Below are 14133 nucleotides of genomic sequence, written 5' to 3'. Positions count from 1 at the left end.
GCAAATGCGGGCTTTTTATTATGCGGGCTGTTCGGGCCATGTGATATTTTCAGGCTCTTGCGTATTCACTCGCATCAGCATTACGCGGTATTTTTTCCAGACGATAAGCTGGCTTGCCTCACCTTCTGTTGCTATTCCTAAATCGGCCGCATCCTGCAGGGGCTGAATAGCTGCATCGGCTTCCGCCCTAAACTTACTCCGTTTGCCTTCTGCCAGATTTACCAATTGCTCAGCTGTCGGTGCAGGCTGCTCTATAAGACACGGGTGATGATCAGGCCCGCAAGTTATTGCCTTACCGCTTGCCTGTCCGTCCAGCAAATCAGACCACTCATTTTCTGTGATATTGAGCGCATCATCAGGGATAACCTCATTGATAGAGGTATCGTAAAAAGCATTTTTTGAAGGGGAATATTTTTTCATTTAATGGCCCACCGCCAGCCACCAAACACCCTGTTGTGTGCTTCCGGGACCGGTACATGAAAGATAAAAAGATGATTTATCGCGAAACTGCACGCCAACGGTATATTCGCCGTTAAGTGGGACCGAAGAACCTTTATTCGCAATAACCGTAAACCCGGCATTAGGAAAGGCGATAGGCAGTGTCACGGCAGTGGTAGTTTGCTGGGCAAAGCTGCCATAGCCCCACTGAAAAATTATGCCGTTAGGTAGCTTGAAGTATCCATTCCCATTTTTAACAGCAGTGAAAAAGGTCATATCAGGCAGTTGCCCAGCGTCATTGCCTACTGTCTTTTTGGCCGCTTCTCCTAAACCAAGGTTTTTGATAAAGCCGTCTCGCATGGCAAAATCCGCCAAAATCCGTCTTCGGGAAGCTAAAGAGAAAAATTTATGGCCGTAATTGGTTATATACGCGTATCAACAATTGACCAGAACTGCGACTTACAGCGAAACGCGCTGCTAAGCGCAAACTGTGACCATATTTTTGAAGATCGTATCAGCGGCAAAGTGGCCAGCCGTCCTGGACTTAAACAGGCCCTCAAACGCATCAGAAAGGGCGACACGCTGGTTGTATGGAAACTCGACAGGCTTGGGCGCAGCGTAAAAAACCTGATAGCGCTGATTTCAGAACTGCACGAGCGCGGCGCGCATTTCCGTTCGCTAACAGACAGCATTGATACCAGCAGCGCAATGGGACGCTTCTTCTTTCACGTTATGTCCGCGCTCGCTGAAATGGAGCGTGAGTTAATTGTCGAACGTACTCTGGCCGGACTGGCTGCAGCCAGAGCGAAAGGGCGAATGGGCGGAAGACCCAGAGTTTTAACGCCGGATGAAGTTGAGCAGATTAGCCGGCTGCTGGCAAAGGGACATACCCGTCAGCAGCTGGCCATCATCTATAACGTCGCGCTATCGACTCTCTATAAATACTTCCCTGCGAAAGCGTCAAAAAGCCGCAAGCCTGACCTGATGACCGAGGCGGAAAAAAGCGCGCATAACCATCTGTGAAAAGCCAATGTCCACTCATCCCTCAGCAAACCGCAACCGCATGATTTCCCTCATCTGACCTGACAATCTGAGCGCACCCTCAACACGGAGTGCATCAGATGTCTGATTATCATCACGGTGTACGCGTTGTCGAAATTAATGACGGCACGCGCACCATTTCTACCGTATCCACCGCCGTAGTCGGCCTGGTCTGCACCGCAGACGACGCAGACGCAACGGCTTTCCCGCTCAACACCCCGGTGCTGCTGACTAACGTGCAGGCCGCTATCGCTAAGGCTGGCAGCAAAGGCACGCTGGCCGCGTCGCTGCAGGCGATCGCCGATCAGGCGAAACCGGTCACCGTCGTGGTACGCGTCGCGAAAGGCGCAACCGACGCGGAGACTATCTCCAATATCATCGGCACCACTGATGAAAAAGGCCAGTACACCGGCATGAAGGCGCTGCTGACCGCGCAGACGCAGCTCGGCGTGAAGCCGCGTATTCTCGGCGTGCCGGGGCTCGACTCGCAGGAAGTGGCGACCGCGCTGGCGAGCATCGCTCAGCAGCTGCGCGCCTTCGCCTATGTGTCAGCCTGGAACTGCAAAACCATCAGCGATGCGATGAGCTACCGCAAAAACTTTAGCCAGCGCGAGCTGATGGTGATCTGGCCCGACTTTATTGCCTGGAATAGCGCGACCAGCGTTGCCGATACCGCCTGGGCGACGGCGCGCGCGCTCGGCCTGCGCGCCAAAATCGACAACGACACCGGCTGGCATAAAACCCTGTCGAACGTTGGCGTCAACGGCGTCACCGGCATCTCCTCATCAGTATTCTGGGATTTGCAGCAGAGCGGCACCGACGCCGACCTGCTGAACGAAGCCTGCGTGACCACGCTGATCCGCAAAGATGGCTTCCGCTTCTGGGGCAACCGCACCTGCAGCGACGATCCACTCTTTGCTTTTGAAAACTACACCCGTACCGCGCAGGTACTGGCCGACACCATGGCCGAAGCGCATATGTGGGCCAACGACAAACCGCTGACGCCGGTGCTGGTACGTGAAATTGTGGCGGGCATCAACGCTAAATTCCGCGAGCTGGTCAACGCCGGTTACCTGCTGGGTGCCTCCTGCTGGTATGACGAAAGCGCTAACGACGTCGCCAGTCTGAAAGCGGGCAAGCTTGCTATCGACTACGACTACACGCCGGTGCCGCCGCTGGAAGACCTGACGCTGCGCCAGCGCATCACCGACACCTATCTGGCGAACTTCGCCGCATCCGTTAACAGCTGAGGAGCCGGATAAATGGCACTACCCCGCAAACTGAAAGGGCTGAACCTTTTCAATGATTCAAACAGCTATCAGGGCGTTGTCTCTTCCGTCACCCTGCCGAAACTCTCCCGCAAGCTGGACGCCTACCGTGGCGGCGGCATGAACGGCGCTGCCTTTATCGACAACGGTCTGGACGACGACGCGCTCGATATGGAGTGGACTATCGCCGGCATGGACGATCTGGCGCTGTCGCAGTGGGGCGGTTCCGCCGTACCGCTGCGCTTTACCGGCTCCTACCAGCGTGACGACACTGGCGAAGAGATCGCGGTAGAGATTGAGGTGCGCGGCCGTCATCAGGCGTTCGACTTTGGCGATGCCAAACAGGGCGAAGACACCGAAACCAAAATCACCACCAAAAACACCTATTTCAAACTCACCTGGAACGGTAAAGAGCTGATTGAGATCGATACCGTCAACATGGTCGAGAAGGTAAACGGCACCGATCGCCTTGCGCAGCGCCGTAAAAACCTCGGCCTGGCTTAACCCTGACGCCAGCGCCTGGCGCTGGCCTTTTATCCTGTCAGAACGCGGAGAGAAACATGGAACAGAAAGAGAATATCGTTGAATTTGAAACCCCGCTAAAACGCGGCGATGCGGAGATCGCACAGGTTGAGCTGATTAAGCCGAACGCGGGTTCGCTGCGCGGCGTGCGTCTCGCCGATCTGGCCTCTTCCGACGTCGATGCGCTGTTAACGGTGCTGCCGCGTATTACGCTGCCTGCGCTGACCAGGGCGGAATGCCACAGCCTCGACCCGGTGGATCTGATTGCGTTAGGCGGCAAGGTGATCGGTTTTTTGCAGTCGAAGTCGGCGCCGTCGAATGGCCTGACGGACTGACGGTCAATGACCTGATGGCTGATATCGCCGCCATTTTTCACTGGCCCCTTTCCGAACTGAACGACCTGCCGCTGGCCGAGCTTCTCGACTGGCGGCATAAAGCCCTGATCCGCAGCGGAGCAAATACGGATGAGTGAAGACCTCAAACTGCAGGCGCTGCTGAAAGCGGTTAATCAGGCGCTGCGCCCGCTACAGAGCCTCCAGAACGAAACGCAAAAAGTCACCGACACCATTACCGACACGCGCCAGAGCCTGGCGGCGTTACAGGCGCAGTCAGCGAAAATCGATAGCTTTCGCGCCACCAGCCGCCAGCTGAGCGACACGCAGCAGAAGCTGAAAGAGGCGAAGGCTGAAACGGCTTCGCTGGCGCTGGCGATGCGCAGCAGCAGCCAGCCCGCCGACGAACAGAGCCGCGCGCTGGAGAAGGCGCGTCAGCGGAGCGTCGCGCTGCAAAGCCAGGCGCAGAGCCTGCGTCTTTCCGTGCAGCAGCAGCGTGAGAGCCTCAACAGCGCGGGCATCGCCACGCGCAGCCTGAGTAGCGAACAGCTGCGGCTGAAAGCGGCGACGGCGCAGACCAGCCTGAATCTGAATGGCCAGCAGCAGCGGTTGCAGCAGCTGAGCCAGCAGCAGGCACGCCATAATCAGGTAACGGAGCGCTATCGCGCAGGCCAGGCGCTGGCGGGCAAGATCCGCAGCGCTGGCGCAGCTGGCCTCGGCATGGCGAAAACAGGCTTTACCGCCGGCGCCGCGCTGCTGCGTCCCGGCTACGAGCTGGCGCGCACCGAAGCCGCGCTGCAGGCTAAAACCGGCCTGCAGAAGGGGTCGCCGCAGGCGGCGGCGCTGGATAAACAGGCACGCCGCGTCAGCGTGCAGACGGGCATCCCGGCGCAGGACGTTGCGCAGACCCAGCTCAATATCGCTCGGGCGGACGGGTCGGTTGACGACATTACCGCCGCGACGCCGGTCGCGCTGAATATGGCACAGGTAAACAGCCACTCAGCGGAGGATAACGCCGGTCTGCTGATGGAAACGAAAACCGCTTTTGGCCTCGACAGTGGCGATATCGCCCATCTTGGCGATGTGCTGAATGCCACCCTCGACCAGACCGGCATGAAGTTCGAAGAGCTGAGCAGCGCGCTGAGCAGCGTCGCGCCAGTGGCGAAAAGCGCAGGCGTCGGCGTTGAGCAGACCTCCGCCATACTGGGACTGCTGGCGAAGAACCACATTACCGGCGCGGCGGCGGGCGAAGAAGCTGGCGCGGTCATGACGCGGCTGCAGATGCCCGGCGCCCAGCATAGTATCGCCGCACTCGGCGTCCAGACCCGTGATGAAAACGGCGACACGCGGCAGGTATTACCGCTGCTGAAAGATATTCAGGCCGCCTTCGCCAGGAAGGGCATGGGCGCGGCACAGCAGGCTGACGTGCTGAAAAACATTTTTGGCGAGAAGGCGGCCTCGTCAGCGTCGCTGCTGGCGCAGGGCGCGTCCAGCGGTGAGCTGGAGACGCTCACCACCTCGGTGCAACAGTCAGATGGCGGTACGGCGCGCATGGCGCAGGCGCAGCAGGATAATCTCGGCGGAGATATGCAAAAGCTGGACGCCTCAAAAGCGGCTATCGGCATCGATCTCTACGCGCCGCTCGACGGCACGCTGCGGACGCTGACTCAGGATGCGACGCAGTTCCTGCAGACGGTCGACCAGTGGCTGCAGGATAACCCGACGCTGGCCAGCGGCATCGCCACGGCGGCGGCTGTGGCGCTCACCTTTGTCGGCGCGCTGGGCGCCATCGGTATGGCGGTCTGGCCGGTGGTGAGCGGCGTCGGCGCCATTATGGCGGGCGTTGAAATACTCGGCGGGCTTTTCACCGGGGTGGGTAGCGCCATCGTGACCGCCATCGGCGCCATTAGCTTGCCAGTGGTGGGCGTCGTCGCGGCTATCGTTGGCGGCGCGCTGCTGATCCGGCGCTACTGGGAGCCGATCAGCACCTTTATCAGCGGCGTCGCGCAGGGGTTTTCTGATGCGATGGGACCGATTAGTGCTGCCTTCACGCCGCTGCAGCCGGTCTTTAACTGGGTCACGGATAAGGTCAAATCAGTGTGGAGCGCGTTTACGCAGCTGCTGGAGCCGGTTAAATCGACCCAGGAACAGCTGACTGCGGCAGGCAATATGGGGAAAAGCTTCGGCAATATGCTCGCCGAGGCGCTAAAGGTCCCCGGCCATGCGCTGGATCAGCTGATGAGCGGCATCGACTGGGTGCTGAATAAGCTCGGTATCGCCAGCAGCAAAGGCAAAGAGCTGAAAGCGGAGCTGCCGCCAGGCGAGACAGCCGCGCCGGACGGCACTGCGACCGCAGCCGACGGGCTGCAAAAGAGCCTGCCCGTCAGCGGCATGCCTTACCGACCGGTGGTAACGCCTGCTGCTGGCGGCGGCGCGGTGCAGCAGAACAGCTACACCAGCAATATCACGGTCAATACGCAGTCCAGCATGGATGGCAATGAGATTGGACGAATAGTGCAGCAGCAGATGGATCAGTATCGGATTGAACAACAAAACCGGCAGCGCAGCGCCATGACAGGAGAATTTTACTCATGATGATGATCTACGGCATGCTGCCCTTTATGCGGCAGACGCTGCCCTACAATCAGATGTCACATGACAGCGGCTGGAACTGGGCCAGCAACAACCGCGTCGGCAAACGTGCCGCAGTGCAGTTCACCGGCAAAAGCAACGAAAAGATTTCCCTGAGCGGCGAACTGCGCCCGGAGATTACCGGCGGCCCGGTTAAGGCGCTGGCGTTTCAGCTGCTGGCTGACGAAGGGCGCGCCTGGCCGCTGATCGGCGGCGACGGCACTATCTATGGCATGTATGTCATCGAAAGTTTTAAGACGACGCACAGCGACTTCTACGCCGACGGCAGCGCGCGGGTTATCACTTTTACTCTGGGGCTGCTGCGCGTCGATGATTCGCTGGTCTCGATGTTCGGCGACCTGCAAAAACAGGGCAGCGAGCTCTGGACGAAGGCGGAAGCGGCGGCGGGCAAGCTCTCTTCTGGCATCAGCAGCGTTGTTGCAACGGTGGGGGGCTTATCTCTGTGAGTGAACTCAGCACGATGGCGATTAAGGCAGGCGGCCAGCTGGCACCCGATTTTATGTTGTGGATCGGCAGCAAAGACGTAACCCCTAACCTGCGCGAGCGTATGGTCTCGCTGTCGCTAACCGACAACCGCGGCTTTGAAGCGGATACGCTGAGTATTACGCTGGACGACAGCGACGGCCTGCTTCAGCTGCCGCAGCGCGGCACAGTGGTGTCGCTGTTCCTGGGCTGGGTTGGCCAGCTGCATAACAAGGGCGACTATACGGTCGATCAGGTGAGCCATAGCGGCGCGCCCGACGTGCTGACTATCACCGCGCGCAGCGTCGATTTTCGCGGCGAGCTGAACAAGGCGCGTGACGTCTCCTACCATGACGCCACGCTGGGCAGCATCCTGACGCAAATAGCGCAGCGCTGCGGCCTGATTTTGCAGATGGCGGAAGGGTTCGCCGGGATCAAAATCGATCATATCGATCAGACCCACGAAACCGATCCCAGCTTTGTTACCCGGCTGGCGAAACGCTATGGCGCGGCAGCGATTATCAAAGCGGGGCGCCTGCTTTTTTTGCGGCCCGGCAGCGGGGAATTAGCCAGCGGCAAAGCGATCCCAACGGTATTACTGACGCGCCAGCAGGGCGACAAGCACAACTTTATGGTTGCCGACCGCACCAGCTACAAAGGCGTTCAGGCGAAATGGCTCTCTACTCAGGAGGCGAAAACGCATATCTTCCAGATGCAGCATAAGGCAAAGGCCTCGAACGCCACCGCTGTCGCCCATCCAGATGCGAAAAGCCCGCCAAAACAAGCGGATGATAACGAAGGCGAATATACCGCAGGTCAAAAAGAGAGCCTGCTGGTGCTGCCGGAGGTCTTTGACAGCAAAGAGGCGGCGAAGCAGGCGGCGGAGGCTAAGTGGAGCGAGATACAGCGCGGCGTGGTTCACTTTACCTTTCAGCTGGCGACAGGACGCGCGGATCTTTATCCTGAAACGCCGGTGCAGGTCAGTGGCTTTAAAACCGTGATTGACGCCAGCGCCTGGATCATTAGCAAGGTGACGCATAACCTGAGCGTTAAAGACGGCTTTACCACCACGCTTGAGCTGGAAATAGACATCTCAGATGTTGAGTATGAAGAAATTAACTAACTAATAGTTAATTAATTTGCTTTTTGTGAGTAGTTGAGGCGATAATTGCCTCGTTAACCATCGAGGAACTCACAAATGATGCATTGCCCGCTGTGTCAGAGCGCTGCCCATACCCGCAGTAGCCGTTACATCTCTAACGAGACCAAAGAGCGCTATAACCAGTGCCAGAACATTAACTGCAGCTGCACTTTTAAAACACACGAGAGCGTGACCGGGATGATCGTGACGCCCGGTAAAATCGAGAAGGTCGCGACTGGCAAGAAGCAGGCCGAAGCCCGCGCCTGAGCATTTGATGAGCAAAGCCCGCGTAAGCGGGTTTTTTTATGGCGGCAGCGCCGCCTCTTGGAGTTCTGTCAATAAGTGTACTGGCGGGGAGGGGGTAGCTTGCCGCGTTGGCAATAACTGTACCCGCTGGCTTTGCGCATAAAAAAACCACCTGTAAAAGGTGGTTTGCTTTAGCTACCAGCTTAGTTCTTGCTTAGTGGCTTTAACGTTCTGTTTATACATTATTTCGAGCGTGGTATAGGTGCACATATCCAGCGCGCCCTGACAATAATCTTTAATGACGCGATCCAGTATCTTCCTGTCGCTCACTTTTGTTAATTTCTTAAATGCTGTCAGGTTTTGCTTTTCCATTATACGCAAGGTGGTCGGCTGGCACATATCAAGCTGACCGTCACAGTAATCCGCTTTTACTCGCGCTTGAATGTAGCTGATCACTTCCTGCTTCTGGCTTTCTGAGCCATCAAAGTCCAGTGGATGAATAAAGCCTGCGTTTGCAGTGGCGGAAACGAGTAAAACGGCAGCCCCAAAAAGTAACTTCATGAAGAAATCCTTATCAAAAAAGTAAGCGCTAAGATTAATCCGAATCGATTTAGAAGTGAACTGTTGAAGCGACACAAGCTATGGGTATTGAGAAATTATTGAGCCAGGCCCTGCCTGATGCAGGAGAAAGCTTGTGCAGGCACGCTGAATGAAGGGAAGCGTCTGAAGGAAGATTGAAGTTTTATATTCAGTGCGGCGATGCGGTGAGATAAACGGGGACGGTATAAATAATATCGCCAACGCGGCAGGCGGGCGCATTGGTAAAGCGGTACAGGGTTCCTTTTGTCGAAAGATAAATCGCGCCATTTTCAACTTTCTGGAAGGCGTTACGATCGCTAGTAATCATAAAGGGTTCGTTGTCATGCTGTAGAGCCGCCATAACGGCGCGCTCGTCTTTACTGGCATCGTATAAATAGAAGCGGTAAGAGAAGGCTGTTGTAGCGCCTGCGCTGGCTTCTGTAATGTAGAGGCTTACCTGCCGGGTAACGGGGATCTTTTGCAGTAAGGTTTGTTCTAGCGGAGAGAACTGAGTAATTTTAAAAGCTATCCAGATAAAAACAGGCAAAAGTAATAAAAGCAGATAGCGTTTCTTAAAAACCTGCACGTTTCGCATATTCGATACCCATTCTTATCCAGGCCTGATCGTCTGGATCGTCGCCATAAGGGGCTGATCTATACCAGTCGCCAAAGGCAGGCGAACTTGTGCCCGCTCGGCTTTGCGCCCATCCCGCAGCCCTGAGCAGAACCTCTGTGGTAATGCCAGCAGCATGTCCAACCGCCCCATAATGAAAGTTACCAAAGGTAGCATATTGCTTGCCGCATTGGTTCTTATAGTCCCAGGGGCCATGGTTTTTTACCTGCTGATAAAACCAGATATAAGTTAATGCCGAAGGGCCACGATGCAGTCTTGCCAACATCATATTTTGTAAAATGTTAACTCCCGGTGGAGCAAAAGAGGAGACATCATCATAGGGAGGATGTGGCGAGGCTGCTAATGTTGGATATCTCACGCTTGCGCTCGCTCATTCCAGCTATCCGCAAAAAGTAAATTCCCATCGCAATGCTTCCAGGTAATCTTTTCATAGCGAAGCTCAATACATTCAAGGTGGTTATGCTTTTCTTTACTTGCATCCTTAGTATCATGCATAACAGGTGATTCCCCCACGATCCTGGCACCTTCAAGCAATATATTGAAATACTCTGCTTCTTGTCCCGCATAGTCGATGTGGTACCACTTGAACTCAGCAGATTTTAGCCTTTGTCCAGTGGCTACCGCTTTATAAAGATACGGAGAGGAACTATCAAATTCTTTTTGTATTAAGACCGGCGAATGTTTACGTGTTCCGGTAATTTTACCTGTCATTGCATCAACAGGAAGACTCAAATTATGAGAAAGTGCGGTGACTTCAATACTGTCTTCACGGTCATTAACATCAACTGAACCTCGAATAATAGAACCGCCATCATCCTTTATCCATAAGTAAGCCGGAATAGCCATTTGAACTCCTTTTTCGCCCTAGTCGATAAACAGAACTCCTATTTCTAAAAAGTAAATTATTTAAAGTCAAGTTTAAATGCAATTGGCAAATTGTTTTTTTTGGATGTTAATACACGCTCTAATAAAAGGTTCAATGTAAATTTAACATATATTGATGGCTTATTTTTTTAGTAGGAGTATTCATATTAGGAATGATTCTAATTACAGCTTCGCTTAAATAAGGTGGGTACTCTAGGGGAGAGCAGTTACAATAACGATTAATTCAAAAGTAAAAATCTCTCTTTTGATGAGATTAAAAGATGTGTCATATGCTGTTTACCTCATCATGATTTGATTATAAGCTTATAATTCAGGTATAGGTGAAGAATATATAGCCAACGAGATGGAAGGATAGGTGGCCGAGTTTTACGATATTCATATGTTGTTACTTGCAGGATGCTTGTGATTTGGGGAGGGCTACAAATGAAGAAGCAAACCGCCTTATTTCATGGAAGAAATATCGCGTTATGTTGATGCGGGTCAATATGGAAGAAGTCCAAAATATTAAGTGGCCGGAAACGCTCGAGGAGTAAAAAGGTCTGCCGATCTTTTTATAACTTAACATACCGTTCAACATGGCTTGCGCTGGTAATATCCTTTTTCTACTAAGGTTTTTTACCAGCTGACTTTGATTTTTTCCTTTCCTCGAGAAAACTTTGTAGCTGCTTATCATTTTTGATAACCAAAGAGAGAAACTTCATTTTTATTTGATATTTTAGCGCATCATCTTTATATTTTAGGATGCTGGTCTCCCCTTCAAATTCAAGTGTTGGAGCTTCAAAAACTCTTCCTTCGGCAAAAACAAAAGGTAAAGCTTTATCTTTATATTCAGTATCTGATTTCCTTTTAACTAGCTCTGGCAACTCCTTAATTGTTTTTTCCATGTCTGTTGTAGCATCAAGGCCCAAAGATAAACGAAACTGGTAGTTGAAGTATTGTTCAAGACCTCTAATCACTGGCATCTGATTTAAACTTGTTACATAATAAGTACGATTTTCATCTTGAATCATCCTCTCAAGATCCGCATCAAGTGATTTATTTATTGTCTTAAACCAATCACTGTCAGGATCGTCTGCATGCAATAATTCACGCGATCTATTTTGAACTTGCTCAGCTAAGTCATATTGCATTTTAAATTGTGCATAGATAGCCCATATCCATTCATTTAGATTTTTCGCGACTTGAACCTGACTAGAGTTGCCGTAACGCTCAAGCTCATCTAAGTATCTTTGATAGGATTCAATAGCCTTTTTGAAATCTTCATACTTCGGGTCTAATTCATAGGTAGTCAAACCATAACCTTTGCTAAAAAGGGAATGTAATTCTGAATATGCCTTATTGAAGTTATCAAGCTCAGATGCGCCTTTATTATAAAGTTCTTTGTGAAGCTCCATTACAAATTGTTCTTTTCTATTTTTTTCGTCATAAAGCTCCTTGCCAAAAAAACCTACAGCAGTTAGCGAAGCAGTTACTATGGCTGTAATGATATTATTCCTTAATTCTTTACCCATATTGTTCCCAATAAGTTAATTTGAAAGTTCCGGATGGATACTGATTATATTAATATTTGTTTCATCGGTTGTATTGATACGTTTAATCATAATGGATGGTTTGTCAATAACAAAGCTTCGACAATCACAATTAGTCCCGCAGCTTGATAATTAGCAAACATTTATATCAACTGAATAAGTTTATCCATTGGATATGATTTGCTCTTAAGCTAGGGTCTTGTGTGATTATCTGCACAATGCCCGCAGGATGCTCTCGCACCCGCCACCTTTCACCATAGCGGAACCCCTTTACAGGAGAACCGCCACATGACTCAGGATTATCACCACGGCGTGCGCATTGAGGAAGTCAACGAGAGCACCCAAACTATCACCACCCTCAGCACGGCAATCATCGGTCTGGATCTGCACCGGCGGCGACGCCGACGCGGCAGCAGATACGTTCTATGACCACGTGGAGAGTATTGGGATGTGCGATTCAAGCATATAAAAAACAATAAACTGGAGCAGCTTCCTGTGGCAGACAAGTCTTTTGCGAATGAAAATGAGGCATGGTAGGCCGCTTACGCTGACTGGGAGCACAAGCTAAAGCGGCTGGAATCGTATAAGTGATATTTATCTCGATGTGATTTTTGATAGAACGAAACTTATTATCGAGGTGTGGAATGTTTTTTCTTTTCAGCGACAAAAATTAGAAAGAAGCTATAAGCGTAAGCAATGCAGAAGGCAAAATAAAGCATTGATAATGGATTTGTAAAATTATTATAAGCTGTAGAGTAGAGCTTTGATTGTTCAGGAGAAAGATTCAATCTAGTCTCCGCATAATTGTGGCTTAAATATAAGCCAACCCAAAGTGAACCTGTCGTAAGCAATAAATAAAAAGATAATTTGGAAATTATTTTTTCAAGAAACTCCATATAAAATGTGGGGTCAGAATATGCAACTTTTGTGAATATGCTCATGAGTACAACAAATCCACCAGTCATCCACATGTATAAAGCTTCACTCATAATTACCCCAAAATTTTTCGATATTTGAACAAGTTTAAAAGGATTATTGTAAGCGGAAAAGTACTTTTGCATAAAAATATATTGGAGCATCTAGTAGGAAAGGCAGGTTTAACCAGGTAAATAGAACTTTGACACTCTTCAACAAAGGTATACGCCCTTCAGATGAGAGGGGTCGGCATTTCACGTTTCATCTGTTCAGCTGGTATGCAGCTAAGCCCGGGGAGACAAAAAGGGGGCAGCTGACTATCAGAAACAAAAAAGCCACCTCTGAAAGGTGGTTTAATTGCATGATTTTAGTAAAAAATTTGGTGGCCCCTGCTGGGTTTGAACCAGCGACCAAGCGATTATGAGTCGCCTGCTCTAACCACTGAGCTAAGGGGCCAGCGGAGCGGGGATTATAATGTATCTGTTTAGAGCGATCCAGCACTCATCCGCCAGATGCTGAAAAATTCTCCAGCGCATGAGTGCTTGATAAAACTAAACATTTCCAGAACATGCGGCCCGTTTTTATTCAGCCCCGCACGCTAGCCAGGCAATCAAACCCGTTGTTACCCACAACCGCATCGGCAAACTGCCATCCTCAACTGCGGTAGCGCGACGCTGGCTGGCTCAACGATAAAAAGGGTACCATCGCGCCGCGCGCGCGATCGTAATCCTGCCACAGCGCGACCTCTTCCAGAGCCGGAATGGACACCGCTTCGCCCGCCTCCAGGCCCGCCAGCGCGGCATCTACCATATCCTCAACTTCCATAATCATCTGCGGTGGAAGCTCATCAATTGACTTGCCGGAGCGGTCAAAGATCTCGGTACGCGTTGCACCAGGCAATACCGCCTGCACCTGCACGCCGCTGTTTTCCAGTTCGCGCTGCATAGAGCGGGTCAGCGTCAGAACAAAAGATTTGCTGCCGTTATAGGCGCCGTTGAACATCTCATGCATCAGCGAGAGCACCGAGGCGACGTTAATAATCACGCCGCGTCCGCGCGCGCGAAACGCATTGGCCGCCGCATGCGCCAGACGGGTTGGAGCGATAATGTTCAGCATGAGCATGGTCTGAATGCGCTCGATGTCGGCATCAATAAACTCGCCGTCTACGCTCATGCCAGCGTTATTGGCCAGCAGCGTAATCGCCGTGTTGCTTTGCAGCTCCTGCTCGACGCGTTGCAGATCCTCCGCCTTGGTCAGATCGGCGCGCAAAATACGCACCTCAGTCTTATGCTGCTGTCGCAGCGTCTGCGCCAGCGTCTCCAGCCTCGCCTGGTCGCGCGCCACCAGTATCAGGTCATAATCGCGCGCCGCCAGACGTCTTGCGTAGGTAGCGCCGATACCGCTTGATGCGCCGGTGATTAAAGCAAAACCTTTTGATGCTGACATAGTAAGCCTCTCTTGTATGATGGTTGTCATATGTGTTGTTAAT

General features: G+C 52.1%; 19 protein-coding genes, 1 tRNA gene and 1 pseudogene. 11 read left to right on the top strand and 10 right to left on the bottom strand.

The window, feature by feature from the left end; all coding sequences use genetic code 11:
* Positions 1–18 precede the first annotated feature (18 nt).
* Together D7S44_RS11215 and D7S44_RS11210 are read right to left on the bottom strand one after the other, a co-directional pair.
* Complete coding sequence (locus tag D7S44_RS11215; protein WP_120454859.1) at positions 19–420, bottom strand: tail fiber assembly protein; 402 nt, start codon at positions 418–420, stop codon at positions 19–21.
* Complete coding sequence (locus D7S44_RS11210) at positions 421–813, bottom strand: gp53-like domain-containing protein (RefSeq protein WP_147402101.1); 393 nt, start codon at positions 811–813, stop codon at positions 421–423.
* A 33-nt stretch (positions 814–846) separates the two neighbouring features.
* Between D7S44_RS11210 and D7S44_RS11205 the strand changes: the two genes are divergently transcribed.
* The 9 genes from D7S44_RS11205 (at position 847) to D7S44_RS11165 (ending at position 8123) form a co-directional block, all read left to right on the top strand.
* A complete protein-coding gene (locus tag D7S44_RS11205; protein WP_120454855.1) occupies positions 847–1461 on the top strand; it encodes a recombinase family protein in 615 nt (204 codons plus the stop codon).
* Positions 1462–1559: 98 nt separating this feature from the next.
* Entirely contained in the window at positions 1560–2729 is a 1170-nt protein-coding gene (locus tag D7S44_RS11200) for a phage tail sheath protein (protein WP_120454853.1), read from the top strand.
* A 12-nt stretch (positions 2730–2741) separates the two neighbouring features.
* Complete coding sequence (locus D7S44_RS11195; RefSeq protein ID WP_120454851.1) at positions 2742–3251, top strand: phage major tail tube protein; 510 nt, start codon at positions 2742–2744, stop codon at positions 3249–3251.
* 56 nt (positions 3252–3307) lie between these two features.
* Complete coding sequence (locus D7S44_RS11190) at positions 3308–3604, top strand: phage tail assembly protein (protein ID WP_120454849.1); 297 nt, start codon at positions 3308–3310, stop codon at positions 3602–3604.
* A 14-nt stretch (positions 3605–3618) separates the two neighbouring features.
* Entirely contained in the window at positions 3619–3741 is a 123-nt protein-coding gene (locus tag D7S44_RS23775) for a GpE family phage tail protein (protein WP_120454847.1), read from the top strand.
* On the top strand, positions 3734–6196 hold the full coding sequence (locus tag D7S44_RS11180) for a phage tail tape measure protein (protein WP_120454845.1): 2463 nt from the start codon (positions 3734–3736) through the stop codon (positions 6194–6196). Before D7S44_RS23775 ends, D7S44_RS11180 begins: the two co-directional genes overlap by 8 nt.
* Positions 6193–6699, top strand: coding sequence for a phage tail protein (locus D7S44_RS11175; protein WP_120454843.1), 507 nt, complete (start codon positions 6193–6195; stop codon positions 6697–6699). Before D7S44_RS11180 ends, D7S44_RS11175 begins: the two co-directional genes overlap by 4 nt.
* Positions 6700–6713: 14 nt before the next feature.
* Positions 6714–7838, top strand: a complete 1125-nt coding sequence (locus tag D7S44_RS11170) for a contractile injection system protein, VgrG/Pvc8 family (protein WP_120454841.1) — start codon at positions 6714–6716, stop codon at positions 7836–7838.
* Between the two features lie 75 nt (positions 7839–7913).
* On the top strand, positions 7914–8123 hold the full coding sequence (locus D7S44_RS11165) for an ogr/Delta-like zinc finger family protein (protein WP_120454839.1): 210 nt from the start codon (positions 7914–7916) through the stop codon (positions 8121–8123).
* Between the two features lie 174 nt (positions 8124–8297).
* Here D7S44_RS11165 and D7S44_RS11160 read toward each other — a convergent pair whose 3' ends face one another.
* From D7S44_RS11160 to D7S44_RS11145, 4 genes are all read right to left on the bottom strand, one after another.
* Positions 8298–8663, bottom strand: coding sequence for a hypothetical protein (locus tag D7S44_RS11160; protein WP_120454837.1), 366 nt, complete (start codon positions 8661–8663; stop codon positions 8298–8300).
* 187 nt (positions 8664–8850) lie between these two features.
* A complete protein-coding gene (locus D7S44_RS11155; RefSeq protein ID WP_120454835.1) occupies positions 8851–9276 on the bottom strand; it encodes a hypothetical protein in 426 nt (141 codons plus the stop codon).
* On the bottom strand, positions 9254–9673 hold the full coding sequence (locus D7S44_RS11150; protein WP_240629453.1) for a polymorphic toxin type 44 domain-containing protein: 420 nt from the start codon (positions 9671–9673) through the stop codon (positions 9254–9256). Before D7S44_RS11150 ends, D7S44_RS11155 begins: the two co-directional genes overlap by 23 nt.
* Positions 9670–10161, bottom strand: a complete 492-nt coding sequence (locus D7S44_RS11145; RefSeq protein WP_120454831.1) for an Hcp family type VI secretion system effector — start codon at positions 10159–10161, stop codon at positions 9670–9672. Before D7S44_RS11145 ends, D7S44_RS11150 begins: the two co-directional genes overlap by 4 nt.
* Positions 10162–10589: 428 nt before the next feature.
* Between D7S44_RS11145 and D7S44_RS11140 the strand changes: the two genes are divergently transcribed.
* Entirely contained in the window at positions 10590–10733 is a 144-nt protein-coding gene (locus tag D7S44_RS11140) for a tail fiber assembly protein (RefSeq protein ID WP_218834525.1), read from the top strand.
* Positions 10734–10805: 72 nt separating this feature from the next.
* On the opposite strand, the gene D7S44_RS11135 is transcribed toward D7S44_RS11140, so the two are convergent.
* Positions 10806–11711 carry a hypothetical protein gene (locus D7S44_RS11135; protein WP_120454828.1) on the bottom strand — a complete coding sequence of 302 codons (906 nt, stop codon included), beginning with the start codon at positions 11709–11711 and terminating at the stop codon, positions 10806–10808.
* A gap of 306 nt (positions 11712–12017) precedes the next feature.
* Here D7S44_RS11135 and D7S44_RS11130 point away from each other — a divergent pair.
* Positions 12018–12141, top strand: a pseudogene (locus D7S44_RS11130) (phage tail protein); the annotation flags it as partial.
* A gap of 217 nt (positions 12142–12358) precedes the next feature.
* On the opposite strand, the gene D7S44_RS23320 reads toward D7S44_RS11130, so the two are convergent.
* From D7S44_RS23320 to D7S44_RS11120, 3 genes are all read right to left on the bottom strand, one after another.
* Positions 12359–12718, bottom strand: coding sequence for a hypothetical protein (locus D7S44_RS23320; protein WP_147402100.1), 360 nt, complete (start codon positions 12716–12718; stop codon positions 12359–12361).
* 306 nt (positions 12719–13024) lie between these two features.
* Positions 13025–13100: transfer RNA gene (locus tag D7S44_RS11125), tRNA-Ile, on the bottom strand.
* Between the two features lie 198 nt (positions 13101–13298).
* Entirely contained in the window at positions 13299–14090 is a 792-nt protein-coding gene (locus D7S44_RS11120) for an SDR family NAD(P)-dependent oxidoreductase (protein WP_120454826.1), read from the bottom strand.
* Positions 14091–14133: the final 43 nt, after the last annotated feature.

The organism is Pantoea piersonii (genome assembly GCF_003612015.1).
Taxonomy (GTDB): Bacteria; Pseudomonadota; Gammaproteobacteria; order Enterobacterales; family Enterobacteriaceae; genus Pantoea; species Pantoea piersonii.
The sequence above is the reverse complement of the archived record's forward strand: the minus strand, read 5'-3'. Positions and strand labels throughout refer to the sequence as shown.

Coding starts and splice junctions, on each gene's coding strand:
- D7S44_RS11215 (WP_120454859.1), bottom strand. CDS start 420: ATGAAAAAATATTCCCCTTCAAAAAATGCTTTTTACGATACCTCTATC.
- D7S44_RS11205 (WP_120454855.1), top strand. CDS start 847: ATGGCCGTAATTGGTTATATACGCGTATCAACAATTGACCAGAACTGC.
- D7S44_RS11200 (WP_120454853.1), top strand. CDS start 1,560: ATGTCTGATTATCATCACGGTGTACGCGTTGTCGAAATTAATGACGGC.
- D7S44_RS11195 (WP_120454851.1), top strand. CDS start 2,742: ATGGCACTACCCCGCAAACTGAAAGGGCTGAACCTTTTCAATGATTCA.
- D7S44_RS11190 (WP_120454849.1), top strand. CDS start 3,308: ATGGAACAGAAAGAGAATATCGTTGAATTTGAAACCCCGCTAAAACGC.
- D7S44_RS23775 (WP_120454847.1), top strand. CDS start 3,619: ATGGCTGATATCGCCGCCATTTTTCACTGGCCCCTTTCCGAACTGAAC.
- D7S44_RS11180 (WP_120454845.1), top strand. CDS start 3,734: ATGAGTGAAGACCTCAAACTGCAGGCGCTGCTGAAAGCGGTTAATCAG.
- D7S44_RS11175 (WP_120454843.1), top strand. CDS start 6,193: ATGATGATGATCTACGGCATGCTGCCCTTTATGCGGCAGACGCTGCCC.
- D7S44_RS11170 (WP_120454841.1), top strand. CDS start 6,714: ATGGCGATTAAGGCAGGCGGCCAGCTGGCACCCGATTTTATGTTGTGG.
- D7S44_RS11165 (WP_120454839.1), top strand. CDS start 7,914: ATGATGCATTGCCCGCTGTGTCAGAGCGCTGCCCATACCCGCAGTAGC.
- D7S44_RS11160 (WP_120454837.1), bottom strand. CDS start 8,663: ATGAAGTTACTTTTTGGGGCTGCCGTTTTACTCGTTTCCGCCACTGCA.
- D7S44_RS11155 (WP_120454835.1), bottom strand. CDS start 9,276: ATGCGAAACGTGCAGGTTTTTAAGAAACGCTATCTGCTTTTATTACTT.
- D7S44_RS11145 (WP_120454831.1), bottom strand. CDS start 10,161: ATGGCTATTCCGGCTTACTTATGGATAAAGGATGATGGCGGTTCTATT.
- D7S44_RS11135 (WP_120454828.1), bottom strand. CDS start 11,711: ATGGGTAAAGAATTAAGGAATAATATCATTACAGCCATAGTAACTGCT.
- D7S44_RS23320 (WP_147402100.1), bottom strand. CDS start 12,718: ATGAGTGAAGCTTTATACATGTGGATGACTGGTGGATTTGTTGTACTC.
- D7S44_RS11120 (WP_120454826.1), bottom strand. CDS start 14,090: ATGTCAGCATCAAAAGGTTTTGCTTTAATCACCGGCGCATCAAGCGGT.